Origin of the sequence: Streptomyces sp. CGMCC 4.7035 (assembly GCF_031583065.1) — a bacterium.
GTDB lineage: Bacteria > Actinomycetota > Actinomycetes > Streptomycetales > Streptomycetaceae > Streptomyces > Streptomyces yaanensis.
Genome location: NZ_CP134053.1, coordinates 1,625,663 through 1,651,776, shown reverse-complemented (window position 1 = coordinate 1,651,776; position 26,114 = coordinate 1,625,663). Strand labels below are relative to the sequence as shown.

The following is a 26,114-nucleotide window of genomic DNA, read 5'->3' as shown; positions in this document are numbered from 1 at the left end:
AGGTCGAATCCAGCCTACGCGGCGCCGTTACGGGTACGCGTACGTCACCAATCCTGACAGATCACCCTCCCATCGGGCCATTCTGCAGACAATCCGCAAATCTCGCCGTCCAGCCGTGACTTGGGCACATGTCAGGCAGTTATGCCGGGTGGGGGAGCTCCGTGTCGGAGCCAGGAAAGCAGGAAGTGCGATGCGCGTAGGTAGTTTTGTACTGGCCGCCCAGTTTCCCGGACAGGGCCAGGGGGAGGCGCTGCACCGCGCGGTGCGGTCGGCCGAGGTCGCCGAGGAGGCGGGCCTTGACGGAGTGTGGCTGGCCGAGCACCACTTCGTGCCGTACGGGACGTGCCCGTCGGCGATCACGCTGGCGGCCTTCCTGCTGGGCCGTACCCGCCGGATCCGGGTCGGCACGGCGGTGAGCGTCCTGCCCACGGCCCACCCGGTGGCGCTCGGCGAGCAGGCCGCGCTGCTGCACCTCACCTCGGGCGGGCGCTTCTCGCTCGGAGTGGGCCGCGGCGGGCCGTGGGTGGACCTGGAGGTCTTCGGCGCGGGCCTACGGGCGTACGAGACGGGATTCCCGGAATCACTCGATCTGCTGGTGCGCTGGCTGCGCGAACCGTCGGTCGCGGCCACGGGGGAACGATTCAGCTTCCGTGAAGTCCCGGTCGTCCCAAGGCCGTCGGAGTCGCTCACCGACACCGAGGGACCCGAGGTCGTCGTCGCGTGCACCTCACCGGCGAGCGTACGGCTGGCGGCCGAGCGGGGGTTGCCGATGCTGCTCGGCATGCACGTCGGCGACGAGGAGAAGGCGGAAATGATCGCGCTGTGGCGGCAGCACGCGCGGGCGGCCGGCATCGGCGGTGAGGTGATCGCGGGCGCCGGTCATGTCTCGGCCGGCGTCTGCCAGATCGCCGACCGGCTCAGCGACGCGGTCGAGTCGCTGACGAAGGCGATGCCGGGCTGGCTGAAACAGGGGCTCGACGCGCATGTGACGGTCGACGGCCGGGCCCGCACGATGCGGGACCCACTGGCGTACACCGAACTGCTCTGCGGGCTGCACCCGGTGGGCACCCCCCGGCTGTGCGTCGACCGGCTCGCGGCGACCTCGGAGCGCACCGGCATCGCGCGCTTCGCCCTGCTCGTCGAGGGCTCCGGGGACCTCGCGGCGACGGAGGAGAACGTACGGCGGCTGGGCGCCGAGGTGCTCCCCCATCTCGGCTGAGTACGCCGGGCTCGGTCGGTCGGCCGGGCTCCCGGCGGGAGCTTGCCGCTCCGGTACAGATGCACCTCCCGCGTACGGAGCGGCAAGCAGTGGTTCATCGCGTGCGTCAGCAGTCGCGCAGTTCCGGCGACTGGTTGAGCAGCTGACTGCGGACCGAGGTGAAACGAGCCAGCGTGTCGTCCACTGAGGAGTCCAGCGGGAACACCGCCACCCGGTGGCAGTTCTGGAAAGCCAGGCGCACGCCGAAGTGCCGCTGCAGGGCCCCGCGTATCGCGTCGCTGGCGAGCGCACGCAGCAGCTGTCCACGTGCCTGCTCGTCCGGCGGGGGCGTCTGGTTGTCGGCGAACGCGCCGCCGTCCACCTTCAGCTGGGCCACCAGGGAGCTGATCATCTCCCACGCGTAGGGCAGGGAGGTCCGGACGCAGTCGACGAAATCTGCTTCGTCGACCTCGCCTCGCTCGGCCTGTTCGAGTAGGGCCGGTGAGACGTCGAGCGACATGGGTTCTCCTCTCGCACCCCGGAACAACAGGGGTTGATGGACAGGGCAGGGAGTTCGCTATACCGAACACGCTGAGTACACACCTCACGACCTCCCGTTTACTACGGTAGGCAACGGCCGGTGACGGCACCAGGAAAATGCGAAGACAGCGAGTTCCCAGTAGGCACACAACCAGCCATTGATGAACGGGGGCATCCCGGGAAGAAAGGGAGGATCTTGGAACCCTTTCGAGGGCGAATCGCGTTGGGGCCATCGCGTCGAGTAGCGTTGCCGACCATGCGTCTCGTCATTGCCCGGTGCTCCGTCGACTACGCGGGCCGTCTCACCGCACACCTTCCCTCCGCGCCCCGTCTGATCCTGGTGAAGGCGGACGGCAGCGTCTCGATCCACGCCGACGACCGGGCCTACAAGCCCCTCAACTGGATGTCGCCGCCCTGCACGCTCAAGGAGGGTTCGGGCGACGAGGAAGGCGTCTGGACCGTCATCAACAAAGCAGGCGAGAAACTGATCATCACGATGGAGGAGATCCTCCACGACTCCTCGCACGAACTCGGCGTGGACCCGGGGCTGATCAAGGACGGCGTGGAAGCACACCTCCAGGAACTGCTCGCCGACCGCATCGAGACGCTCGGCGAGGGCTACACGCTCATCCGCCGCGAGTACATGACGGCGATCGGCCCGGTCGACATCCTGTGCCGGGACGCCGAGGGCGCGACGGTCGCGGTGGAGATCAAGCGGCGCGGTGAGATCGACGGCGTGGAACAGCTCACGCGTTACCTGGAGCTCCTGAACCGCGACCCGCATCTCGCCCCGGTCCGCGGCATCTTCGCGGCCCAGGAGATCAAGCCGCAGGCGCGCGTCCTCGCCACGGACCGCGGGATCGGCTGCCAGGTCCTGGACTACGACGCGCTGCGCGGCATCGAGGACGACAAGCTGCGGTTGTTCTGACGCCGCGGACAGGCGGTACAGACAGCCGTAGACAGGCGGTACTACGACGCACGAGGGCCGGGTCCGGACAGCGGACCCGGCCCTCGTGCGTCGACAGGGACCTCAGATCACCGAGCCCGAACCGCTCGGCGTTCCCGAACCGGTGCTGCTCGCCGGTGCGCTCGCCGAGCCGGTCGTCGTGGCGGGGGCGCTGGAGGAGGCCGGGCCGCTGGCCGAGTCGGAGGTGCTCGGGGTGTCCGTCGGCGTCGCGGTCTGCGTCGGCGTCACGGTCTGCGTCGGCGTGGGGCTCGGCGGCTTCGTCGAGGACGACGGCGGCTTCGGCGTGGACGACGACGGCTTCGGCGTGGACGACGACGGCTTCGGCGTGGACGACGTGGGCGCGGGCTTCGTCGGCGACTTCGACGGAGTCGTCCCCCGCGTGCCCGTGGGACCGTCCGACGGCACACCGCCCGTGCTGCTCGGCGTCGGGGCGGCTGCCCCGCCCGAACCGCCTCCGCTGCCGCCCGTGTCCGCCTTGTCCGCGCCGAGGCTGCCGTCGTTCGCGTCCTGGCTCGCCGAGGGACCCACGCGGACGTCGTCGGACGGGGTGTTGTCGCTGTTGTTCGAGGTCATGCCGAGGGTCACGACCGTGCCGAGCAGGGCGGCCAGCGCCGCCCCCGCGCCCGCGGCCACCAGATTGCGCCGGGTGCCCAGGACCATGTTCCGGACGCCACCGGCCTTGCGCGCCGGCTCGGCCACGGCCTGGTACGTGACCAGCGTCGACGTGTCACCGATCGGAGCGGGCAGCCCGAAGCCGGCCCGTACGCCACCGGGCGGCGACGCCGATTCCTCCTGCCGCGCGTCCGGCACCTCCTCGCCCGCCGCCGTACGCCCGCCGGGCGGCGTGGCACCGGAGCGGTCGGCGACCAGGGCGAGGGCGCGCCGTCCGGCGACCGTGCCGCGCTTGTCGGCGAGCGCGCCGCGCAGCCCGATGGACGCCTCCAGCTCGGTGCGGGCCCGGTCGAGCTGCCCGCCGCAGAGCGCGAGTATGCCCAACTCGTGGTGGAAGTAGGCCTGTTCGCCGACCTCTCCGGCGAGCCTGGACGCCTCGGCACCGGTCCGCAGCGCCCGCTCCCAGGCGCTCCAGTCGAGGCCCGCGGCGAACGCGGGCGCGGCCTGCCGGGCCAGTCGTACGGCCGGGTTCTCCTCGTCCTCCACGGCCGACGAGGGTTCCCCCTGCTCGGGCGTGGGCGAGAGCTCGGGGGAACTGAGCGGCACCAGGGCGGTCAGCGCGGCCAGCACGGCGTCGGCCTCCGCCGAGACCCTGTCCGGTGTGACCGAGGGATGCCCGGCCCACCAGGCGTAGTGCTGGGCGGCCTTGAGCACGTACTCCGCCGCGCCGGTCGTGTACCCGGCGGCCTCCAGCTGGGCCAGAACCCCGGCCGCGAGCCGGTAGTGGGAGCCGACCGGGGTGACCAGCGCACAGCCGACGAGCTCGGCAAGCGCCGCGTCCGCATGGGTGTCGTCCACGAGGGCCGGCAGATGCGTCTGGTGGGGCACCTCGCCGCCGAGCGCGACCGCGAACTTGAGGGTGTCGCGCGCCGACGCGCTCAGCCGGGCGGCGAGCAGCGGTGCGGGCGCGGCGGCCTCCGCGAGCGACGGCAGCGGTACGTCGTTCTCGTCCTCGGCGCCGAAGGGCGCGTCCACGGGGACGTCCAGGGGGACACTCTCGAAGACGCCGAACTCGTCGACGGCGCCCTCGTCGGCCCGCCGCCGGTCACGCTGCCGCAGCAGCGCACCGGCCTGCATGAAGCGCAGGGGCAGACCCTCGGACTCGAACCACAGGTCGCCCGCCCAGTTCGCCTCGTCGTCGGTGAGCTCGCGACCGGCGGCGCGCTCGAGGAGTTCGAGGCCGCCGGCGCGGTCGAGTCCGCCGAGGAAGACCTCTTCGACACGCGAGTCGGCGGAGGGCGCGGGCACGTCGGGCGTGGCGGAGAGCAGGAAGGCGCACTCGGGGGTCGCGTCGAGCAGTTCGTCGAGCCCGCTGCCGCCGAACTCCAGGTCGTCGAGGACGACGACGGCGCCGATCTCGTGGACGTACTGGAGCAGTTCGTCCCGTTCGGGGCGGTACAGGGGCGCCTTGTGGACGGCGGCGAAGAGGTCGTGGAGGAGGTCGCTCGCGGTGCGCCGGTAGCCCGAGAGGCGGACGACGCCGTCGGGCGCGAGGTCCGCGCAGTCCTCGGCGACGACGTCAAGGAGCGCGGTACGGCCGGAACCGGCGGGTCCGGTCAGTCGGACCGAGCGGCCGCGCGCGAGGAGCCGTACGAGCCGCTCACGCTCCTCCTGGCGCTCCAGGAGCGGCAGCCGCGGCTGCGCGGCCCCGGGCGGGACGGGCGGCCGGGCGGCGCGGGCGAGCTCGGCCCGCTCGGCGGCGGTGTACTTCACCGGCCGCGCGGGGCGCTCCCCCGGCGGGCAGACCTCTATCTCGCTGCCGTCGACGGGGTTGACGGTGAGCAGGAAGTCGCCCGAGACGAGCTGGACGGTGCGGGCGAGTGCCGGCGTCGGATGTCCGAAGTCAGGTGTGATGGGGTCCCGCGGCGGGCGCTGGCGCGGCGTCTCACCGTCACCGTCGTGGCCGTACTCCTCGGGTCCCGGGTTGTTCGGGTCCATAGGTCCTAGCCCCCCAAAAGCGTCGTGTGCCTGAGCCCCTCCCGGCCTTGCTGCACACTGCGCTGTCGCTTCTGGTCCGGTGCCCGCTCGAGGGTGTCGGGCGGCGGGCAGCCGAACCCTAAACCTTCGCACAGTATCTCTGACAAGCCGGGGTACCGCGCCGTCCGAGACGTCACAGTGTCGTGAGGATTGTGCGCGACGTGCGTTTCGTCGGCGTTCGCTCGTGTGACGCCGCGCCCCGCCCCCCGACCGGTCACACGCGGGGCAGCGACTCCACCCCGATACCGCCCTCGATGGCCAGGATCCGGTGCAGCCGCGTGGCCACCAGCAGGCGCTGCATCTGGGGTGGCACGCCGCGCAGCACCAGCCGTCGGCCGCACCGCCCGGCCCGTCGGTGGGCCCCCATGATCACCCCGAGCCCGGTGGCGTCCCAGGAGTCCAGTTCGGACAGGTCGAGCACCAGGTCGCCGACGCCGTCGTCGACGGCCGAGTGCAGGACCGTACGGGCGTCCGCCGCGCTGCGGACGTCGAGGCGGCCCCCGACGACCAGCTCGGCGTGGTCGCCCCTGATGTGCATATGCGCTCCCCGAGAGTGCGTCGTTCGTACCCCACGTTGGTTGTGCAACCTCTGACAACCTCTGACTGTCCGGAGGGCGGCAAGGTTGCCGTCTGTAAGCGAACCGATACCGAATTCACCCCATGAGGTGACACCTCGGGGGTGCGTGCGGTTTCAGTAGCTGTAGAAGCCCTGCCCGCTCTTGCGGCCGATGTCACCGGCGTCCACCATCCGGCGCATCAGCTCCGGCGGCGCGAACTTCTCGTCCTGGGACTCGGTGTAGATGTTGCTGGTGGCGTGCAGCAGGATGTCGACGCCGGTGAGGTCGGCGGTGGCCAGCGGTCCCATCGCGTGACCGAAGCCCAGCTTGCAGGCGAGGTCGATGTCCTCCGCGGTGGCCACGCCCGACTCGTACAGCTTGGTCGCCTCGACGACGAGCGCCGAGATGAGACGGGTGGTGACGAAACCGGCGACGTCGCGGTTGACGACGATGCAGGTCTTGCCGACGGACTCGGCGAACGCACGGGCGGTGGCGAGGGTTTCGTCGCTCGTCTTGTAGCCGCGGACCAGCTCGACGAGCTGCATCATCGGCACCGGCGAGAAGAAGTGCACGCCGACGACCCGCTCCGGGTGCTCGGTGGCCGCCGCGATCTTGGTGATCGGGATGGCGGAGGTGTTGGACGCCAGCACGGTGTCCTCGCGCACGATCTTGTCGAGCGTCCGGAAGATCTCGTGCTTGACCTCCAGCTTCTCGAAGACGGCCTCGACGACTACGTCCGCGTCGGCGGCGGCGTCGAGGTCGGTGGTCGCCGTGATGCGGGCGAGCGCCGCCTCGGCGTCGTGCGCCTCCAGCTTGCCCTTGCTCACGAACTTGTCGTACGAGGCCTTGATGGCGTCCGTGCCACGGGTCAGCGCCTCGTCGGTGACGTCACGCAGGACGACGTCCCAGCCGGCCTGGGCCGATACCTGGGCAATGCCGGAACCCATGAGTCCGGCCCCGATGACGGCAAGCTTCCGTGCCACTGTGCGACTCCCCTGCGCGCTGGTCGTGTATGCCTCTCGGCCGGACCCTAGCGCCCGTGAGGGCCGGTGTGAGCGCTTAGTAACCCGTGTCACGTCTCACAGGCTGAGATGCGCGTCACGTCGTCATGGCGCGGCTCACCGGCACCGCACCGGCGCTCTTCATTCCGCCGCCCGGGCGGCGTAGTTGAGCACCTTCTCGCTCAACAGCTCCTCCATGTCGTCGAGAAGCACGAGCACCTCGCGTGACACTTCGTCCGGATTGCGCCCGGCCATCATCTCCCGGCCGATGGCGGCCATGACGGTCTGGTGGACCCAGTTGATCTGACCGGCGATCAGGGTGGGCAGCGGGTCGTCGGCGGGTGCGCCGGTCTCCTCACGCAGTGCCTGGTCGAGGTTGTCGAGCACCTCCTGCCCGATCGCCCACAGGCGGGAGCGGAGGGCGGGTGCGTCATGAATGACCTTCATGAAACGGGCATAACCCTCCATCAGCCCCAACCTGGGCGACACCGCCTGGACCTCGTCACGCAGTTCGCGCAGGACGGCGACGGCGGCCGACTCACCCTTCCCGCGCCCCCGCACCCAGCGGGCGAGCCGGTCGACGACACCCCGGGAGCGGTCGAGGAAGAGGTCCTCCTTGGCGGGGAAGTAGTTGTAGACGGTGTTGACGGAGACGTCGGCCGCCTCGGCGACCTCCGCGACCGTCACCGCGTCGAAGCCGCGTTCGAGGAACAGGCCCGTGGCGACATCCGAGATGTACTGCCTGGTCTGCCGCTTCTTCCGCTCCCTGAGCCCCTCAGCCATGCCCTGATCCTAACTTCGATGGACCTCCTGAAACTTTGGGGTCATTGCAAAATTTCAGGGACTCTGTTTTTCTGGACGGCATGACCATCATCAGTACGGCCGGTCTGGCCCGTACCTTCCGGACGAAACGGGGCCCGGTGGAGGCGGTGCGGGGCATCGACCTGACCGTCCGGGAGGGCGAGATCCTCGGCTTCCTCGGCCCGAACGGCGCCGGCAAGACGACCACCCTCCGGATGCTCACCACCCTGCTGAAACCCACCGGTGGCACGGCCACGGTCGCGGGCTGCGACCTCGCCACCGACCCGCTCGGCGTGCGCCGCGCCTGCGGCTACGTCGCCCAGTCCGGCGGCGTGGACCCGCACGTGACCGTGCGGGAGGAACTCGTCACCCAGGGACGGCTCTACCGTCTGACGAAACCCCAGGCCACCGACCGCACCAAGGAATTGGCGCAGGCCCTGGACCTCACCGACCTCCTCGACCGCAAAACGGCGGCGCTCTCCGGCGGCCAGCGCAGGCGGCTCGACATCGCGATGGGGCTCACGCACCGGCCGCAAGTGCTCTTCCTCGACGAGCCGACGACGGGCCTGGACCCCGGCAGCCGGGCCGACCTCTGGGACCTCGTACGGCGTCTGCGCGACGAGTACGGCACCACGGTCTTCCTCACCACGCACTACCTCGACGAGGCGGACGCGCTCGCCGACCGACTCGTGATCGTGGACCAAGGGATCGTGGTCGCGGAAGGCACGCCGGGCGCCCTGAAGCTGGAGTACGGCGGCTCGATCGACGCGACGCTCCAGGACACGTTCCTCGCGATCACCGGCCGCGGCCCGGCACCGGCCGACTCCACCCCCGTAGCCGTATAGGACGCAGAGGACCCACCGAACGATGCTGCTGCACGACACCGCACTGATCTTCGGGCGGTACGCCCGCCAGACACTCCGCTCCCGGTTCGCCATGCTCTTCGGCGTCCTGATGCCGCTGCTCTACCTGCTCTTCTTCGGCCCCCTGCTCACCGGTCTTCCGCTCGCCTCGCGCGGCACCTCGTGGCAGGTCCTCGTGCCGGGCCTGCTGCTCCAACTGGGGCTGTTCGGAGCCGCGTTCGCCGGATTCACGATCATCATCGAGAAGAACCTCGGGATCGTGGAGCGCATGCGGGTAACCCCGGTCAGCCGCCTCGCGCTGCTGCTCGGCCGGGTGCTTCGGGATGCCGCCGTGTTCGTCTTCCAGGCGGTGTTGCTGGTGCTGGCCGCACTGGTGATGGGCCTGCGGGCGCCCCTGCCCGGCATCCTGATCGGCTTCGCCTTCGTGGCACTGCTGACCGTCTCGCTCGCCTCGCTGTCGTACGCGCTGGCCATGAAGATCCACAGCCCGCAGGAGTTCGGCCCCGCCGTCAACGCGATGACAATGCCGTCGATGCTGCTGTCGGGCCTGATGCTGCCGATGTCCCTGGCCCCGGGCTGGCTGGACCTGCTGTCCCACTTCATGCCGTTCCGCTATCTGGTGGACGCGGTCCGGGACGCGTACATCGGCTCGTACACGACGGCGCACATGCTGTACGGCGTCCTGGTCGCCCTCGGCCTCGCGGCACTGGCCGTGACGGTGGGCACACGGGTGTTCCGGACGGCCGGGGCCTAACTAGGCTGGTCACATGGTCAATCTCACGCGCATCTACACGCGCACCGGCGACAAGGGCACGACGCACCTCGGCGACATGAGCCGGGTGCCGAAGACCGACCTGCGCATCGCCGCGTACGCGGACGCCAACGAGGCGAACGCGGTGATCGGCACCGCGATCGCACTGGGCGGCCTCGACGAGGAGGTCGTCAAGGTCCTCACCCGCGTGCAGAACGACCTGTTCGACGTGGGCGCGGACCTCTCGACGCCGGTGGTCGAGAACCCGGAGTTCCCGCCGCTCAGGGTCGAGCAGTTCTACGTCGACCGACTGGAGGCGGACTGCGACCGCTTCCTCGCCGAACTGGAGAAGCTCCGCTCGTTCATCCTGCCCGGCGGCACGCCCGGCGCGGCCCTGTTGCACCAGGCATGCACGGTCGTACGGCGTGCCGAACGCTCGACGTGGGCCGCGCTGGAGGCCCACGGCGCCGAAGGAAAAGAAGGAAAAGGCGGCAGCATGAACCCGCTGACGGCGACCTACCTGAACCGCCTGTCCGACCTGCTGTTCATCCTGGCCCGGTACGCCAACAGGGAGACCGGGGACGTGCTGTGGGTGCCGGGCGGCGAGCGCTGAGCCGCTCGTCAGGAGTTCTGCTCCCGCATCACCGTTCCAGCGCCCAGGCGGGAGGCCTGGGCGCTTTTTCGGCCAGCCCGGCGCATCCTGAGCAGTTGACGCCCTCTCCAGCCCGAGGGCTGGAGATTCCGGTCCGTACCGCTTCGCGGCACCACCTAGGGTTCCTGCTTCACGGGTCCGCGCCGGCCCGTGAGGACCGGTCTTACCAGACCTCCACAGGCCTGACTTCCCGCCCGTCCGGCGGTAGGCCCGACAACCGCGTTGTCAGGCAAAGCGATGATCCCACGGTTCTGCGGCCCTCCGGGCCGCCGGGGCGAGGATGCCCTACACTTCCACCCTGAAGGGTGGAGTACCGGGCAAGTGTTCGATAGCGGACGGCCAGGCCCGCCACCAGCAACACCCAGAAGCCGGCCTCACACGCGACGATCAACCCGACGATCACGGCTCGCTCCTCTCGCTCCCCCGTTCCCTCCAGGCTCCCGGCGGCCGGTGCGCGAATCGTCGTCGGTGGTGACGAAGTCCCACTGCATCCTTCGATGTACTCGCGAACCCTCCTGCGGCATCAGGCGAACGGGCTGCCCCACCGTGTTGGATGGCGTCATGGCCGTACGTCTCCCTCGCCCGCACCGCGACGACGTGCGCATCGCCGTCGGCGGACTGCTCGGCGGGCTCTTCCTGATGGGCGTCGGTCTCCACAGCAGGACCCGCGACGACCGATGTCGTTCCTCGACGGGGACCGGGCGGTCCTGGTCCCGCTCGTCGTGACGGCGGGCTGCGAGCTGCTGCGCCGGACACGACCGCGAACGGCGCTGCTCATCGGGACCGTGGCGATCATCGCGGATCTCTTCACGCAGGGCAGCCTCGCCACTGTGCTGATGTTCACCGACCTGGTCTACGCGGCCGTCCTGTACGGCAGCGCCGCCTCCGCCCGGTGCATCCCCTGGATCACGGGGCTGCTCACCGTGGTCGGATGCGTCGCCCCCCTCGCGGCCTGGCGCACCCCGGGGGCTCTGCTGATCGGCGCGGGTGTGGGGCTGGTGACTCTGGTGCCCGCAGCGACCGGCTGGGTGGTGCGCAACCATCGCGACGCCGCCGTCGCCGAACGCCTGCGCGCCGAACAGACCGCCCTGCTCGCCGAGATGGACCGCAGCCAGGCCGTCACCGCCGAACGCACCCGTATGGCCCGCGAGTTGCACGACGTGGTCGCCAACCACCTGTCGGCGATCGCCATCCACTCCACGGCCGCGCTCTCGATCGACGACCCGAGGACATCCCGGGAGGCTCTCGCCGTCATCCGCGAGAACAGCGTGGCGGGGCTCGCCGAGATGCGGCGGCTGATCGGGATCCTGCGGGACGGCGGTGCCGGACGCGAGCCCGTCGCCACCCCCACGCTCGACGGGCTCGCCGCCCTGGTCGACAGCGCCCGCGCCAACGGGCTCGACGTCACGCTCGACACGGACCACGGGACGGTCCCCGCGCCGGTGGGACTGGCCGCCTACCGGATCGTGCAGGAGTCCCTGGCCAACGCCCTCAAGCATGCCGCTCCCGGCCCGACAACGGTGCGGCTCGCACAGCGGGACGGAACCCTCCGCGTGCGGGTGACCAGCCCGTACGACGACCGGAACGGCTCCCGTGCTCCCGGTTCGGGCACCGGACTCATCGGGATGCGGGAGCGGGCCGGCCTGCTGGGCGGCACCTTCGAGGCCGGACCCGGCGGCCCGTCCTGGACCGTGCGCGCCACCCTTCCCCTCACCCAAGGAGACCCCACATGATCCGCGTGCTCGTCGCCGAGGACCAGGCCGCCGTGCGCGCCGGGCTGGTCCTCATCCTGCGCAGCGCGCCCGACATCGACGTGGTCGGGGAGGCGGCGGACGGCGAGCGGGCGGTGGCGCTCGCCCGTGAGCTGCGGCCGGACCTGGTCCTGATGGATGTTCAGATGCCGTGCCTGGACGGGGTCTCGGCGACCCGGCAGATCGTCGTGGAGCGCCTCGCCGACGTGCTGGTGCTCACCACGTTCGACCTCGACGAGTACGTGTTCGGGGCGCTGCGGGCGGGCGCGGCAGGGTTCCTGCTGAAGAACACGGAGGCGAAGGATCTGATCGCCGCCGTGCGGACGGTGGCGGGCGGCGAGGGGCTGATCGCGCCGGCGGTGACGCGGCGGCTGATCGCGGAGTTCGCCGCCGGGCCCGTCCGGGAGCCGGCGGCCGACCAGTCGGCCCTGGAGGTACTGACGCGACGCGAGCGCGAGGTGCTGTCCTGTCTCGGCGAGGGGCTCTCCAACGCCGAGATCGCCCTTCGCCTGGAGATGGCGGAGGCCACCGTGAAGACCCACGTCAGCCGGCTCCTCGGCAAGCTGGAGCTGCGCAACCGGGCCCAAGCAGCCGTGATGGCACAGGAGTTGGGACTCTAGGACGCACACTGTCAAGTGGTCCAGACCTATTGACCTGTGGTACAGACCTTTCTATCCTCGCGGCACTGTGGGCGTGAAGGCTCAGTCATGCCCCCGACACCCCCGAGGAGGCGCAGCATGCGCTTCAGACACAAAGCGGCGGCGGGGCTCGCAACCCTGCTGCTTCCCCTCGCCGGTCTGGTCGGCCTCGCCGGTCCGGCCCAGGCCGCCACATCGGCCACCGCCACCTACGCCAAGACCCAGGACTGGGGAACCGGCTTCGAGGGCAAGTGGACCGTCACCAACTCCGGCAGCACCTCGATCAGTTCGTGGACCATCGAGTGGGACTTCCCGTCCGGTACGTCCGTCACCTCGGCGTGGGACGCGGACGTGACGAACTCCGGCACCCACTGGATCGCCAAGAACAAGTCCTACAACGGCACCCTCGCGCCCGGTGCCTCCGTCTCCTTCGGCTTCAACGGCAGCGGTTCCGGGGCACCGAGCAACTGTCTGCTCAACGGCGCCAGTTGTGACGGCGGCACTACCGTCCCCGGCGACAACGCGCCCTCCGCGCCGGGCACCCCGACCGCGTCCGGCATCACGGACACCTCCGTGAAGCTGTCCTGGACGGCGGCCACCGACGACAAGGGCATCAAGAACTACGACGTCCTGCGGGGCGGCACCAAGGTCGCGACCGTCACGACGACGTCGTACACGGACACCGGCCTCAGTGCCGGCACCGACTACTCCTACACCGTCCAGGCCCGTGACACCGCCGACCAGACGGGTCCGGTCAGCGGTGCCGTCACCGTGCACACCACGGGCGGCACCACGAATCCCCCGACCACCGGCTCGACGGTCAAGCTCGGCTACTTCACCGAGTGGGGCATCTACGGGCGCAACTACAACGTCAAGAACCTGGTGACGTCCGGCTCGGCCGCCAAGATCACGCACATCAACTACGCCTTCGGCAACGTCACCGGCGGCAAGTGCGCGATCGGCGACTCCTACGCCGACTACGACAAGGCGTTCACCGCCGACCAGTCCGTCAGCGGCGTCGCGGACACGTGGGACCAGCCGCTGCGCGGCAACTTCAACCAGCTGCGTGAGCTCAAGGCGAAGTACCCGAACATCAAGGTGCTGTGGTCCTTCGGCGGCTGGACCTGGTCCGGCGGCTTCGCGGACGCGGCCAAGGACCCGGCGGCCTTCGCCCAGTCCTGCTACGACCTGGTCAAGGACTCCCGCTGGGCCGACGTCTTCGACGGCATCGACATCGACTGGGAGTACCCGAACGCCTGCGGTCTGTCCTGCGACACCAGCGGGGCCGCGGCCTTCAAGAACGTGATGGCCGCACTGCGCGCCAAGTTCGGCTCGTCCGCCCTGGTCACCGCGGCCGTCACCGCCGACGGCTCCTCCGGCGGCAAGATCGAGAAGGCGGACTACGCGGGCGCCTCGAGTTACGTCAACTGGTACAACGTGATGTCGTACGACTTCTTCGGCGCTTGGGCCGCGCAGGGCCCCACCGCCCCGCACTCGCCCCTCACCTCGTACAGCGGCATCCCGACGGCCGGCTTCACCACGGCCGACGCGATCGCCAAGTACAAGGCGGCCGGCGTACCCGCGAACAAGCTGCTGATCGGCATCGGCTTCTACGGCCGCGGCTGGACCGGCGTCACCCAGGACGCCCCGGGCGGCACGGCCACGGGCGCGGCGACGGGCACGTACGAACAGGGCATCGAGGACTACAAGGTGCTCAAGACGTCCTGCCCCGTCACCGGCACGATCGCCGGCACGGCCTACGCGCACTGCGGCAGCAACTGGTGGTCGTACGACACCCCGGCCACGATCGGTACGAAGATGTCGTGGGCCAAGACCCAGGGTCTGGGCGGCGCGTTCTTCTGGGAGTTCAGCGGTGACACCAGCAACGGTGAGCTGGTGAGCGCCCTGAGCAACGGTCTGTCGTAAACCTGACCGAAGGGTTCAAGCAACGTTGGCACTCCCCCCGGACTTCGTCCGGGGGACCCCCACCCAACGGGTGAATGTGGCTACGCCACATTCACCCGTTGTCCGGGCGGGGCTGCCTCAAGCCACGCGAGGAAACCGGTCAGCGCGTCCTCGCTCATCGCCAGTTCCAGGCGCGTGCCCCGGTGGTGACAGGCGAGGATCACCGCGTCGGACAGCAGCGCCAGCTCCTCCTCGCCCTCAGGGCTGCGGCGGCCGGCCACCTCGATCGCCGAGCGCTCCAGGACACGGCGCGGGCGCGGGGCGTACGAGAAGACGCGGTACCACTCGATGCGGTCGCCGTTGTAGCGGGCGACTCCATAGCTCCAGCCCTTGCCGTTGACGTCGGGCTTCTCCGCCACGTCCCAGCGCAGGCTGCAGTCGAAGGTGCCGCCGGAGCGCTGGATGAGCCTGCGGCGCAGTCCGAAGACGAACAGCCCCACCACCACGAGTGCGACGACAATTCCGCACACAGTCAGAGCGAGGACCATCGGCACCGACCTCCTCGTCTCCTAGGTAACGGAACGGAAAAAACACCCGCATTTGCCTCAGCCGCGGTCGGCACCGGATTGCTCCGGGCCGACCGCGGCTGAGTCACGTCATCGGACGGCGCTCCCCCAGTGCCTCAAGGGCCTGGGGAGGGACCGCCATGGATCAGTGCGCCGACACCGCACGCAGTCGGACCTCCGCGCGGCGCTCGGCGGAGGCGTCGGCCTCCGTCTTCGCGCGCTCAAGGGCCCGCTCCGCACGCTGGACATCGATCTCGTCCGACAGTTCGGCGATCTCGGCCAGCAGCGACAGCTTGTTGTCCGCGAACGAGATGAAACCGCCGTGCACCGCGGCGACGACCGTTCCACCATCACTCGTACGGATGGTCACCGGGCCCGACTCCAGCACACCGAGCAGCGGCTGGTGACCGGGCATGACGCCGATGTCGCCGGACGTGGTGCGCGCGACGACCAGGGTGGCCTCGCCGGACCAGACCTGGCGGTCGGCGGCGACCAGCTCGACGTGCAGCTCAGCAGCCAAGGTTGGCTCCTCGGGTCACCACCCGGCGGATGCCGGGTGTTGGGTCATAAGTCTAGTAGGGCGCCGGGCATCGAAGTGCCTCGGGCCCGCCCAGCCTGTCGGCCGGGGGTGCGGGGGCCATGCGGCGGTAGCCGCGACTGGCTCGGCCCCCGCTGTCATGCAGTGGCGTACGGAGGGGGACGGGACGCGGCCCGTGGTCGGGCGCGGTCTCGTCCCCCTTCGCTACGAGCGCGGGGTCAGGAGACGCCCAGCTCCTTCGCGTTCTTCTTCAGGTCCTCGATGCCACCGCACATGAAGAACGCCTGCTCCGGGAAGTGGTCGTACTCGCCGTCGATGATCGCGTTGAAGGCCGCGATCGACTCGTCCAGCGGGACGTCCGACCCGTCGACGCCGGTGAACTGCTTGGCGACGTGGGTGTTCTGGGACAGGAAGCGCTCCACGCGACGGGCACGGTGGACGACGAGCTTGTCCTCCTCGCCGAGCTCGTCGATACCGAGGATCGCGATGATGTCCTGGAGGTCCTTGTACTTCTGGAGAACCGTCTTGACGCGCATGGCCGCGTTGTAGTGGTCCTCCGCGATGTAGCGCGGGTCCAGGATGCGGGACGTGGAGTCCAGCGGGTCCACGGCCGGGTAGATGCCCTTCTCGGAGATCGGACGGGACAGAACCGTCGTCGCGTCGAGGTGGGCGAACGTGGTGGCCGGGGCCGGGTCGGTCAGGTCGTCCGCGGGGACGTAGATCGCCTGCATCGAGGTGATCGAGTGACCACGGGTCGAGGTGATGCGCTCCTGGAGGAGACCCATCTCGTCGGCCAGGTTCGGCTGGTAACCCACCGCGGAGGGCATACGGCCGAGCAGGGTCGACACCTCGGAACCGGCCTGCGTGAAGCGGAAGATGTTGTCGATGAAGAACAGCACGTCCTGCTTCTGCACATCGCGGAAGTACTCCGCCATGGTCAGACCCGCGAGGGCCACGCGCAGACGGGTGCCCGGGGGCTCGTCCATCTGGCCGAAGACCAGCGCGGTCTTGTCGATGACGCCCGAGTCCGACATCTCCTCGATGAGGTCGTTGCCCTCACGGGTGCGCTCACCGACACCGGCGAACACGGAGACACCGTCGTGGTTGTTGGCGACGCGGTAGATCATCTCCTGGATGAGCACCGTCTTGCCGACGCCGGCGCCGCCGAACAGACCGATCTTTCCACCCTTGACGTACGGGGTGAGGAGGTCGATGACCTTGACGCCGGTCTCGAACATCTCGGTCTTCGACTCGAGCTCGTCGAAGTTCGGGGCCTTGCGGTGGATGGACCAGCGCTCGCCCTCGTACTTCTCGTCGACGTTCAGCACCTCACCGAGGGTGTTGAACACCTTGCCCTTGGTGAAGTCGCCGACCGGGACGGTGATGCCCGTGCCCGTGTCGGTGACCGCGGCCTGGCGGACCAGACCGTCGGTGGGCTGCATGGAGATCGTGCGGACCAGGCCGTCACCCAGGTGCTGGGCGACCTCCAGGGTCAGGATCTTCTTCTCGCCCGCGTTCGCCGGGTCGGAGACCTCGACGTGAAGGGCGTTGTAGATCTCCGGCATCGCGTCGACGGGGAACTCCACGTCGACGACCGGGCCGATGACCCGGGCGACGCGGCCCGTAGCCGTCGCGGTCTCAACAGTGGTGGTCATTAGCGGTCACTCCCCGCGGTCGCGTCGGCCAGGGCGCTCGCGCCACCGACGATCTCGCTGATTTCCTGGGTGATTTCGGCCTGGCGGGCCGCGTTGGCAAGCCGGGTGAGGCTCTCGATGAGCTCTCCGGCGTTGTCGGTGGCCGACTTCATCGCGCGCCGCGTGGCGGCGTGCTTCGAAGCGGCCGACTGGAGCAGCGCGTTGTAGATACGGCTCTCCACGTAGCGCGGCAGCAGGGCGTCCAGGACGTCCTCCGCCGACGGCTCGAACTCGTACAGCGGAAGGATCTCGCCCTTCGGCGCCGCCTCTTCCGCGACCTCTTCGAGGCTGAGCGGCAGCAGGCGGGCGTCGACCGCCGTCTGCGTCATCATCGAGACGAACTCGGTGTAGACGATGTGGAGCTCGTCCACGCCGCCGTCCGCCGTCGCCTTCTCGATGGCCTCGATCAGCGGGGCCGCGACCTTCTTGGCGTCCGCGTACGTCGGCTCGTCCGTGAAGCCCGTCCACGACTCCGCGATCTTGCGCTCACGGAAGTTGTAGTGGGCCACACCGCGACGGCCGACGATGTACGTGTCGACCTGCTTGCCCTCGCGCTCCAGGCGCTCGGTCAGCTGCTCCGCGGCCTTGATCGCGTTGGAGTTGAAGGCGCCGGCCAGACCACGGTCGCTCGTCAGGAGCAGCACCGCGGACCGGGTGACCGTCTCGGCCTGGGTGGTCAGCGGGTGCTTGGTGTTCGAGCCGGTGCCGACCGCCGTGACCGCGCGGGTGAGCTCGGTCGCGTACGGCGTGGAGGCCGCCACCTTGCGCTGCGCCTTGACGACGCGCGAGGCGGCGATCATCTCCATCGCCTTCGTGATCTTCTTGGTCGCGCTGACGGATCGGATGCGACGCTTGTAGACCCGGAGCTGGGCTCCCATGAGTCAGGTCCCTTCCTTACGTCACTTGGCGGCAGCGGCAGGAACGTCCTCGCCGAGCAGCTTGCCGTCCGAGGTCTCGAACTGCTTCTTGAACTCCGCGACGGCGTCGTCGATCGCCTGGATCGTGTCGTTCGACATCTTGGCGCCCTCCTTGATGGAGGTCATGAGGCCCTGCTCCTTGCGGTGCAGGTACTCAAGGAGCTCCTTCTCGAAGCGGCGGATGTCGACGACCGGAACCTCGTCCATCTTGCCGTTGGTGCCGGCCCAGATGGAGACGACCTGGTCCTCGGTGGCCATCGGCTGGTACTGGGCCTGCTTCAGCAGCTCGACCATGCGCTGGCCGCGCTCCAGCTGGGCCTTCGACGCGGAGTCCAGGTCGGAACCGAAGGCGGCGAACGCCTCCAGCTCACGGAACTGGGCGAGGTCCACGCGCAGACGGCCGGAGACCTGGCGCATCGCCTTGTGCTGGGCCGAGCCACCGACGCGGGAGACCGAGATACCGACGTTCAGGGCCGGACGCTGACCGGCGTTGAACAGGTCGGACTCCAGGAAGCACTGGCCGTCGGTGATGGAGATGACGTTGGTCGGGATGAACGCCGAGACGTCGTTGGCCTTCGTCTCGACGATCGGCAGACCGGTCATCGAGCCGGCACCCATGTCGTCGGAGAGCTTCGCGCAGCGCTCCAGCAGACGGGAGTGCAGGTAGAAGACGTCACCCGGGTAGGCCTCGCGGCCCGGCGGGCGGCGCAGCAGCAGGGACACGGCGCGGTAGGCGTCGGCCTGCTTCGAGAGGTCGTCGAAGATGATGAGGACGTGCTTGCCCTCGTACATCCACTGCTGACCGATGGCCGAACCGGTGTACGGCGCCAGGTACTTGAAGCCGGCCGGGTCGGACGCCGGGGCGGCGACGATGGTCGTGTACTCCAGCGCGCCGGCATCCTCCAGGGCGCCGCGCACGGACGCGATGGTGGAGCCCTTCTGGCCGATGGCGACGTAGATGCAGCGGACCTGCTTCTTCGGGTCGCCCGTGCGCCAGTTGTCACGCTGGTTGATGATCGTGTCGACAGCCAGGGCGGTCTTGCCGGTCTGACGGTCACCGATGATCAGCTGACGCTGGCCACGGCCGATCGGGGTCATCGCGTCGACGGCCTTGTAGCCGGTCTCCATCGGCTCGTGCACCGACTTGCGCTGCATGACCGTGGGGGCCTGCAGCTCGAGGGCGCGACGACCGGACGTCTCGATCTCGCCGAGACCGTCGATCGGGTTGCCGAGCGGGTCGACGACGCGGCCGAGGTAGCCCTCGCCGACGGCCACGGAGAGCACCTCACCGGTGCGCTGCACCGGCTGACCCTCCTCGATGCCGCTGAACTCACCGAGGACGATGGCACCGATCTCGCGCTCCTCGAGGTTGAGGGCGAGGCCGAGGGTGCCGTCCTCGAACTTCAGCAGTTCGTTGGCCATGGCCGAGGGAAGACCCTCGACCTTCGCGATGCCGTCGCCGGCAAGGGTGACCGTACCGACCTCCTCGCGCGAGGCCGCGTCCGGCTTGTACGACTGGACAAAGTTCTCCAGCGCATCCCGGATCTCCTCCGGCCGGATCGTGAGCTCCGCCATCTGGGTTCCCTGCTCTCCTTGTTGGGCCCGAAGTTTCATTGGGGGTCTGGGGGCGACCCCCAGGAATCCTCTGCACGGCCCAACTCGGGCCGTAGTACTGCGTATGGAGTTGCTGCTAGCTCGCCATGCGGCGGCCGGCGTCGTCGAGTCGATCCGCGATCGACCCGTTGATCACCTCGTCACCGACCTGCACCCGCATCCCACCGACCACGTCGGGGTCCACGTCCAGGTTGAGGTGCATCTGGCGGCCGTAGAGCTTGGCCAGTGCGGCGCCGAGGCGTCGCTTCTGCACGTCGCTCAGCGGGACCGCCGAGGTGACGACGGCGACCAGGCGCTCCCGGCGCGCGGCCGCGAGCTTGGACAGGGACTCGATTCCCGATTCCAGGCTACGTCCCCGCGGCGCGGTCACAAGGCGCGTGACCAGACGCTCGGTCGTCACGTTGGCCCGGCCGCCGAGCAGCCGGTGCAGCAGCTCGATCTTGGCCGAGGTGCTCGCGGCGCGGTCGGTCAGCGCGGCACGCAGCTCGGTGTTCGAGGAGACGATCCGGCCGAACCGGAACAGCTCGTCCTCGACGTCGTCGAGCGCGCCCGCCTTCTCGGCGGCGGTGAGGTCGGCGACGTCCGCCAGCTCCTCCAGCGCGTCCACCAGGTCGCGCGGCTGCGACCAGCGGGAGCGCGCCATGCCGGCCATCAGGTCCACGACGGACCCGCTGACCTGGTCACCGAGCAGACGCTGGACCAGTGCGGCCTTGGCCTCACCGGGCTGCGCCGGGTCGGTCAGGACCCGACGCAGCGACGCCTCGCGGTCGAGCAGCGCGGTGACGGCGGCCAGCTCGTCGGCGAGCTGCGCCGCGTCCACGGACGTGGAGTCCGTCAGCGCGTCGAGACGCTCGCGTGCGGCTGCCAGGGCCTCGCGGCTCGCTCCGTTCATCGCGCGGCCTCGGCCTTCTCCTCGAGCTCGTCGAGGAAGCGGTCGATGACGCGGCTCTGCCGGGCGTGGTCCTCAAGGGCCTCACCGACGAGCTTGCCGGCCAGGTCGGTGGCCAGCCTGCCGACGTCCTGCCGCAGCGTCTGAGCGGCGGCCTTGCGGTCGGCCTCGATCTGCGAGTGCCCGGCGGCGACGATCTCCTCGCGCTGCCGCTGGCCTTCCGCGCGCATCTCCGCGATGAGCGTGGCGCCCTGCTCCTGCGCCTCCTGGCGCAGCCGCGCGGCCTCGTGCCGGGCTTCGGCGAGCTGAGCCTTGTACTGCTCAAGCACGCTCTGGGCCTCGACCTTCATGGCGTCGGCCTCTTCGATGCCGCCTTCGATCGCCGCGCGACGCTCTTCCAGAACCTTGTTGATGTTCGGGAGCAGCTTCTTCCAGAAGAAGAAGAACACGATGGCGAAGGCGATGGTGCCGACGAGCAGCTCGGGACCGGCCGGAAGGAGCGGGTTCTGCTTCTCCTCGGCCGCCAGCTGTGCCAGGTTGGCGATCACATCAGTGCCTTTCGTCGATACGTGTCGATCAGGGGGTGATTACTGACCGAACACGAACGGCATGACGATGCCGATGAGGGCGAGCGCCTCACAGAAGGCGAAGCCGAGGATCTGGTTGGCACGGATGAGACCGGCGGCCTCGGGCTGACGGGCCAGCGCCTGGGTGCCGTTACCGAAGATGATGCCGACGCCGACGCCGGGGCCGATGGCGGCGAGGCCGTAACCGACGGAACCGATGGAACCGGAGACAGCGGCAAGGGTCTCAGTGGCAGCCATGCTGAATCTTCCTTTTCTTTACGGACCGGTGGGGGTTGACCACCGGACGACTGGGGGTTGGGTGCCGGGAGAGGCTCAGTGGTGCTCGGCGAGAGCGCCCTGAAGGTACGAGCAGGCCAGCAGCACGAAGACGTACGCCTGGACGGCCTGCACGAAAAGCTCGAAGAGGATCATGACCATGGTCATCACGAACGAGACGCCGGCGGCCGGGATCATGTAGCTGTTCAGCAGGTACCAGGAGGCGACGGTGAACATCACCAGCATCAGGTGACCCGCGAACATGTTGGCGAAGAGTCGCACCGCGTGCGTGAACGGGCGGACGAAGAGGTTCGAGAAGAACTCGATGACCATGACGAGCGGCAGCACGGCGCCGAGCGACTTGTCGTAGCCCGTGATGTTCTTGAAGAAGCCGACGAAGCCGTGGCGCTTGAAGGTCAGCGAGACCCACATGATCCACACGATCGCGGCGAGCACCACCGGGAAGGCGAAGACCGAGGACACCGGGAACTGGGCCAGCGGGATCACGGACCAGATGTTCATGATCCAGATGAAGAAGAACAGCGAGACCATGAACGGGACGTACTTCTCGCCCTCGCGCTTGCCCAGCGTCTCGTACACGATGCCGCGGCGCACGAAGTCGTAGCCGGCCTCGGCCACCAGCTGGAGCTTGCCCGGGACCACCTTGGCGTTGCCGAAGGCCGCCCAGAAGAAGGTGACGACGAGCGCGCTGGTGATGAGCGCCAGCAGCATCACCTTGTTGAACTCGAAGCCGCCCACCGTGGCGATCGGCTTGAAGAGGAAGGAGTGCAGGCCCGGAGCCGGAAAGCCACAGCCGTTGTCGGACAGGATCCGACAGCTCCAGTCAAAGGCGAGCTGGGTCTGGTCAGCACTCACCGCGGGCTCCTTCGGCGTGACGCATGGGTACGGCTACCTCGTTGTGTCGGCGCGGCGCGCAGCCGCGGATCGGCACCGGACTGGTGTTACGGATGTGGGGGCGGCTGGGGGGCATCGAGCCTCGCGATTGGGCAGGCGTCAGCTCAGATGCCCGCGCCCGCGATGCCGCAGTTGGCACCGGACGATAGCAGGAGATCTCACACGTCTTTATCCCGGCCCTACCCCTCACGACGAAGACCCTGTCTTCTCGGGCTTGTCACTCTTCTGGGAATCCGGTTCGACGTAGAAGATCTTGGCCTTCATGTGCGCACGCGCCTGCGCCGCCATCCAGACGACCGTCGAGACGACGAGCGCGGCCGCGAACGCCTTCGGATTGAAGAGGGAGGTGCCCTTGAAGAGGCCCACGAAGATCAGGAGGAGTAGGAGCTGAGCGACGTACAGCATCAGCCCCATGGCCTGGAACAGGTGCGGGAGCGTTTTTGCCGTCCACTGCAGGACGTAGAGCCCGATCCCCATGAAGAGGATGGCCAGCACCGTGCCGACGGCCGCGCCGAGCGCCCCCTTGCCGCCCGCGACCGCACCGCTGACAGCGACGGTGACCACGCCGACAGCCGCTGTGGGCACAGCGGTCTGCAGAAGGTTCCGGGCGTCATTGGACGGCATGGCGGCAACTCCGCTTCAAAAAAGGGGGCAGGGTGTCGTCATGGACGAGCGTAGTCCCGGGCCGCGAGAGAACCTCACGCCAAGGGACCGTCACAGTCAGGTCCTTCGGCTCTATCCCGGGGGTTCTCGTGAACCGTATCACAAACTATTTGATGCGGTCTTTACCTAGTGGATGTGCCCACTGTCACACATGAGAGTGAACCTGCGCGCCTGTGCGGTTCCCGCGCCGACTTGTCTGGTATTGACGCGCTTTGCACCGCCAGGAAATGGCAACGCACTCGTCAGATTCTTACCTTGTACGTCAGCGCGACGACTCCGGATCGCGGTCCAGAAACCGCGAACGGGGGCCGATGGCAGTGGCTCCGTTGACTCCTGAGACGCCTGCGGCGACCGGGGTGCGGGTGCGGTGTTCCTCCTCGGGCCTCGACTCCTCCTCGCCCTCGTACGCGGCGGCCGACAGGGCCTCCACCGCGGCCCGGCGCCGGCGCCGGCGGTAGCGCGGGGGCACGAAGGCCTCGGCCCAGCGCGGGGCGCGCGGCGTGAACCGCGGCAGCAGGAGCAGGACCAGGCCGACCGCGCTCAGCGCCATGATGCCGAGCACGATCCACATGGACGCCGAGTTCACGGAGTAGCCCAGGGCGCCGAAGGAGATGAGCGCCGACCAGAAGTACATGATCAGCACGGCCCGGCTGTGCGAGTGCCCGATGTCCAAGAGCCGGTGGTGCAGATGCCCGCGGTCCGCGGCGAACGGCGACTGGCCGCGCCAGGTGCGCCGCACGATCGCGAGGAAGAAGTCCAACGCCGGCACGGCGATGATCGTCAGCGGGAGCAGCAGCGGGATGTAGACCGGAACGGTCTGGTGGACCGTCGCGCGCTCGGAACCGGAGAACAGGTTCATCGCGTCCGGGTCCACCTGCCCGGTGATCGAGATGGCGCCGGCGGCCAGCACGAGCCCGATCAGCATCGACCCGGAGTCGCCCATGAAGATCCGCGCCGGGTGCATGTTGTGCGGCAGGAAGCCCAGGCACATGCCCATCAGGATCACCGCGAAAAGCGTGGCGGGGGCTGCCGCTTCGATGTTGTAGCCGTACCAAATCCGGTACGCATACATGAAGAACGCGGCCGACGCGATGCAGACCATCCCGGCGGCCAGGCCGTCGAGGCCGTCGGCGAAGTTGACCGCGTTGATCGTGATGACGACCAGCGCCACGGTCAGCAGGGTGCCCTGCCACTGGGTAAGCGCCACATTGCCGACGCCCGGGACCGGCAGCCACAGAATGGTCAGGCCTTGCATGACCATGACGCCCGCGGCGATCATCTGGCCGCCCAGCTTGATCAGGGCGTCGATCTCGAACTTGTCGTCCAGCACGCCGATGAGCCAGATGAGCGCGGCCCCGGACAGCAGCGCCCGTGGCTCGTTCGACTTGGCGAAGACCTCGTTGAGGTTCTTCAGATGGTCGGCGACCAGCAGGCCCGCACATAGGCCGAAGAACATGGCGATACCGCCGAGCCGGGGGGTGGGTTCCCGGTGCACGTCACGTGCCCGGATCTCCGGCATGGCTCCGGCCACGATCGCGAATTTACGTACCGGCCCTGTCAGCAGATACGTCACCGCGGCCGTGACGCAGAGCGTCAGCAGGTATTCACGCACGGGCTTCCCCACAGGTCTCGCTGGGATCCTCAGCCCCACACCCTAGCTTCGCGTGCATATGGTTGAGGACTACCGGGTAGCGATGATGGTTGCACGTGTGGCTGTGTGAGACGTTCCATGTACCCCTCACCGGCTGGGATACGGCGGAAATCCACCGGTCAGCTCCCGGACTTCGTCACGGGCCTTCTTGGCATCCACCTCCTCGCGCAGCACCGACCCGAACAGCGCGGCGACGTACGCCATCTCGTCCTCGGCCATGCCCTGGGTGGTCAGCGCGGCGGTGCCCAGGCGCAGACCGCGGGCGTCGCCGTGGGGCAGCGCACAGGTGTCCAGGACCATGCCGGCCGCCGCGAGCCGCCCCCGTGCGCTGCGGCCGTCGACGCCGAGCGGGGCGGGGTCGGCGGCCAGCAGATGGGTGTCGGTGCCGCCCGTGGTGATCGTGAGCCCCTCGGCGGCCAGCCCCGCGGCGAGTGCCCGGGCGTTGGCGACCACCTGCCGGGCGTAGGCGGCGAAGGCGGGCGTGGCCGCCTCCCCGAACGCGACGGCCTTGGCGGCGATGGTGTGCATCTGGGCACCGCCCTGGGTGAACGGGAAGACGGCCCGGTCCACGCGCTCGGCCAGTTCGGCCCCGCACAGGATCATGCCGCCGCGTGGCCCGCGCAGCACCTTGTGCGTGGTGGCGCACACGACGTCGGCGTACGGCACCGGATTGGGCGCCGCTCCCCCGGCCACGAGCCCGATCGGGTGGGCGGCGTCGGCGATGAGGTACGCGCCCACCTCGTCGGCGACCTCGCGGAAGAAGGCGTAGTCGATGTGCCGCGGATAGGCGATGGACCCGCACACGATGGCCTTGGGGCGGTGCGTACGGGCGAGCGTGCGCACCTGCTCGTGGTCGATGAGCCCGGACTCCGCCTCGACCCCGTAGGCGACGAAGTCGAACCAGCGGCCGGAGAAGTTCGCGGGCGAGCCGTGCGTGAGGTGGCCGCCGTGCGGCAGCCCCAGGGCGAGCACGGTGTCGCCGGGCCTGAGCAGGGTGGCGTACGCGGCAAGCACCGCGGAGGAGCCCGAGTGCGACTGCACATTGGCGTGCTCGGCCCCGAACAGCGCCTTCGCCCGTTCCACGGCGATGCGCTCGGCCACGTCGACGATCTCGCACCCGCCGTGGTGCCGGGCGCCGGGATACCCCTCGGCGTACTTGTTGGCGAGCGCGGAGCCGAGAGCGGCGAGCACCGCGGGCGAGGTGAAGTTCTCGGCGGCGATGAGCTGCAGGGTCGTCGACTGCCGGGCGAGTTCGCCGAGCAGGATGTCCGCCAGCTCGGGGTCCTGCCGCCGCAGGACGTCGGCCTCGAGGGTATGGGTGACCGCCATGGTGGGCTCCGGGGCGTCGAGGGGTGACGTACGACCAATGTAGGCCGGGGAGCCAGGTGATGCCCGGCGTTGCGCAGCTGCGGGCAGTCGTGCCGTCCTAGCTGCGGGCAGTCGTGCCGCTGGCTGCGTAGCTGCGGGCAGTCGTGCCGCTGGGGCGATGGGGGTCCCCCCTGCTCGAGCGAAGCCGAGAGCTTGGGGGAGGGTGGGCGCAGCGGCACCTCGT

Annotated in this window: 24 protein-coding genes and 1 pseudogene; 8 read left to right on the top strand and 17 right to left on the bottom strand. The window is 69.3% G+C overall.

Annotated features, from left to right (window positions below; translation table 11 throughout):
• The first annotated feature begins 190 nt into the window (after positions 1–190).
• The gene (locus Q2K21_RS06925) at positions 191–1,219 is read left to right on the top strand and encodes an LLM class flavin-dependent oxidoreductase (protein WP_310767047.1); all 1,029 of its coding nucleotides are present in this window, start codon (positions 191–193) and stop codon (positions 1,217–1,219) included.
• Positions 1,220–1,325: 106 nt separating this feature from the next.
• Here Q2K21_RS06925 and Q2K21_RS06920 read toward each other — a convergent pair whose 3' ends face one another.
• Positions 1,326–1,718, bottom strand: coding sequence for an SCO5389 family protein (locus tag Q2K21_RS06920; RefSeq protein WP_310767044.1), 393 nt, complete (start codon positions 1,716–1,718; stop codon positions 1,326–1,328).
• Between the two features lie 276 nt (positions 1,719–1,994).
• On the opposite strand from Q2K21_RS06920, the gene nucS reads away from it, so the two are divergent.
• Positions 1,995–2,666 (top strand): endonuclease NucS, encoded by a 672-nt coding sequence (nucS, locus tag Q2K21_RS06915; RefSeq protein WP_310767041.1) that lies wholly within the window; start codon positions 1,995–1,997, stop codon positions 2,664–2,666.
• 102 nt (positions 2,667–2,768) lie between these two features.
• Here the strand turns inward: nucS and Q2K21_RS06910 are convergent, their stop codons facing one another.
• The 4 genes from Q2K21_RS06910 to Q2K21_RS06895 form a co-directional block, all read right to left on the bottom strand.
• On the bottom strand, positions 2,769–5,315 hold the full coding sequence (locus tag Q2K21_RS06910) for an ATP-binding protein (RefSeq protein ID WP_310767037.1): 2,547 nt from the start codon (positions 5,313–5,315) through the stop codon (positions 2,769–2,771).
• A gap of 253 nt (positions 5,316–5,568) precedes the next feature.
• On the bottom strand, positions 5,569–5,892 hold the full coding sequence (locus Q2K21_RS06905) for an STAS domain-containing protein (protein ID WP_186284954.1): 324 nt from the start codon (positions 5,890–5,892) through the stop codon (positions 5,569–5,571).
• A gap of 153 nt (positions 5,893–6,045) precedes the next feature.
• Positions 6,046–6,894, bottom strand: a complete 849-nt coding sequence (locus Q2K21_RS06900; RefSeq protein WP_310767032.1) for a 3-hydroxyacyl-CoA dehydrogenase family protein — start codon at positions 6,892–6,894, stop codon at positions 6,046–6,048.
• Between the two features lie 159 nt (positions 6,895–7,053).
• Positions 7,054–7,695: a TetR/AcrR family transcriptional regulator gene (locus Q2K21_RS06895; protein ID WP_310767029.1), complete on the bottom strand. Its 642-nt coding sequence runs from the start codon at positions 7,693–7,695 to the stop codon at positions 7,054–7,056.
• Between the two features lie 80 nt (positions 7,696–7,775).
• Here Q2K21_RS06895 and Q2K21_RS06890 point away from each other — a divergent pair, with 80 nt between their 5' ends.
• The 6 genes and pseudogenes from Q2K21_RS06890 to Q2K21_RS06865 all read left to right on the top strand — a co-directional run bounded on the left by Q2K21_RS06890 (position 7,776) and on the right by Q2K21_RS06865 (position 14,294).
• Positions 7,776–8,558 carry an ABC transporter ATP-binding protein gene (locus tag Q2K21_RS06890; RefSeq protein ID WP_310767027.1) on the top strand — a complete coding sequence of 261 codons (783 nt, stop codon included), beginning with the start codon at positions 7,776–7,778 and terminating at the stop codon, positions 8,556–8,558.
• A gap of 22 nt (positions 8,559–8,580) precedes the next feature.
• A complete protein-coding gene (locus Q2K21_RS06885; protein ID WP_310767025.1) occupies positions 8,581–9,330 on the top strand; it encodes an ABC transporter permease in 750 nt (249 codons plus the stop codon).
• 13 nt (positions 9,331–9,343) lie between these two features.
• Positions 9,344–9,940, top strand: a complete 597-nt coding sequence (locus Q2K21_RS06880; protein WP_310767021.1) for a cob(I)yrinic acid a,c-diamide adenosyltransferase — start codon at positions 9,344–9,346, stop codon at positions 9,938–9,940.
• Between the two features lie 600 nt (positions 9,941–10,540).
• A pseudogene (locus Q2K21_RS06875) lies at positions 10,541–11,712 on the top strand (sensor histidine kinase).
• The gene (locus Q2K21_RS06870) at positions 11,709–12,350 is read left to right on the top strand and encodes a response regulator transcription factor (RefSeq protein WP_310767018.1); all 642 of its coding nucleotides are present in this window, start codon (positions 11,709–11,711) and stop codon (positions 12,348–12,350) included. Before Q2K21_RS06875 ends, Q2K21_RS06870 begins: the two are co-directional and overlap by 4 nt.
• A gap of 117 nt (positions 12,351–12,467) precedes the next feature.
• On the top strand, positions 12,468–14,294 hold the full coding sequence (locus tag Q2K21_RS06865) for a glycoside hydrolase family 18 chitinase (protein WP_310767015.1): 1,827 nt from the start codon (positions 12,468–12,470) through the stop codon (positions 14,292–14,294).
• Between the two features lie 80 nt (positions 14,295–14,374).
• Here the strand turns inward: Q2K21_RS06865 and Q2K21_RS06860 are convergent, their stop codons facing one another.
• The 12 genes from Q2K21_RS06860 to Q2K21_RS06805 form a co-directional block, all read right to left on the bottom strand.
• A complete protein-coding gene (locus tag Q2K21_RS06860) occupies positions 14,375–14,821 on the bottom strand; it encodes a DUF2550 domain-containing protein (protein WP_310767012.1) in 447 nt (148 codons plus the stop codon).
• Between the two features lie 163 nt (positions 14,822–14,984).
• The gene (locus Q2K21_RS06855; protein ID WP_310767009.1) at positions 14,985–15,359 is read right to left on the bottom strand and encodes a F0F1 ATP synthase subunit epsilon; all 375 of its coding nucleotides are present in this window, start codon (positions 15,357–15,359) and stop codon (positions 14,985–14,987) included.
• A gap of 236 nt (positions 15,360–15,595) precedes the next feature.
• Complete coding sequence (gene atpD / locus Q2K21_RS06850; protein WP_310767007.1) at positions 15,596–17,032, bottom strand: F0F1 ATP synthase subunit beta; 1,437 nt, start codon at positions 17,030–17,032, stop codon at positions 15,596–15,598.
• Positions 17,032–17,949 carry a F0F1 ATP synthase subunit gamma gene (locus Q2K21_RS06845; protein WP_310767004.1) on the bottom strand — a complete coding sequence of 306 codons (918 nt, stop codon included), beginning with the start codon at positions 17,947–17,949 and terminating at the stop codon, positions 17,032–17,034. The genes atpD and Q2K21_RS06845 overlap by 1 nt, the downstream gene beginning before the upstream one ends.
• Before the next feature lie 21 nt (positions 17,950–17,970).
• Complete coding sequence (atpA, locus tag Q2K21_RS06840; RefSeq protein ID WP_310767002.1) at positions 17,971–19,563, bottom strand: F0F1 ATP synthase subunit alpha; 1,593 nt, start codon at positions 19,561–19,563, stop codon at positions 17,971–17,973.
• 115 nt (positions 19,564–19,678) lie between these two features.
• Positions 19,679–20,494 carry a F0F1 ATP synthase subunit delta gene (locus Q2K21_RS06835; RefSeq protein WP_310766999.1) on the bottom strand — a complete coding sequence of 272 codons (816 nt, stop codon included), beginning with the start codon at positions 20,492–20,494 and terminating at the stop codon, positions 19,679–19,681.
• A complete protein-coding gene (locus tag Q2K21_RS06830) occupies positions 20,491–21,039 on the bottom strand; it encodes a F0F1 ATP synthase subunit B (protein ID WP_310766996.1) in 549 nt (182 codons plus the stop codon). Before Q2K21_RS06830 ends, Q2K21_RS06835 begins: the two co-directional genes overlap by 4 nt.
• A gap of 39 nt (positions 21,040–21,078) precedes the next feature.
• Positions 21,079–21,315 (bottom strand): ATP synthase subunit c family protein, encoded by a 237-nt coding sequence (locus Q2K21_RS06825; protein ID WP_310766993.1) that lies wholly within the window; start codon positions 21,313–21,315, stop codon positions 21,079–21,081.
• Positions 21,316–21,390: 75 nt separating this feature from the next.
• Entirely contained in the window at positions 21,391–22,161 is a 771-nt protein-coding gene (atpB, locus tag Q2K21_RS06820; protein ID WP_310780676.1) for a F0F1 ATP synthase subunit A, read from the bottom strand.
• 273 nt (positions 22,162–22,434) lie between these two features.
• Positions 22,435–22,872, bottom strand: a complete 438-nt coding sequence (locus tag Q2K21_RS06815) for a hypothetical protein (protein ID WP_310766990.1) — start codon at positions 22,870–22,872, stop codon at positions 22,435–22,437.
• Positions 22,873–23,173: 301 nt separating this feature from the next.
• Positions 23,174–24,523, bottom strand: coding sequence for an MraY family glycosyltransferase (locus Q2K21_RS06810; RefSeq protein WP_310766988.1), 1,350 nt, complete (start codon positions 24,521–24,523; stop codon positions 23,174–23,176).
• A gap of 126 nt (positions 24,524–24,649) precedes the next feature.
• Positions 24,650–25,891: a serine hydroxymethyltransferase gene (locus tag Q2K21_RS06805; protein ID WP_310766985.1), complete on the bottom strand. Its 1,242-nt coding sequence runs from the start codon at positions 25,889–25,891 to the stop codon at positions 24,650–24,652.
• Between the last annotated feature and the right edge of the window lie 223 nt (positions 25,892–26,114).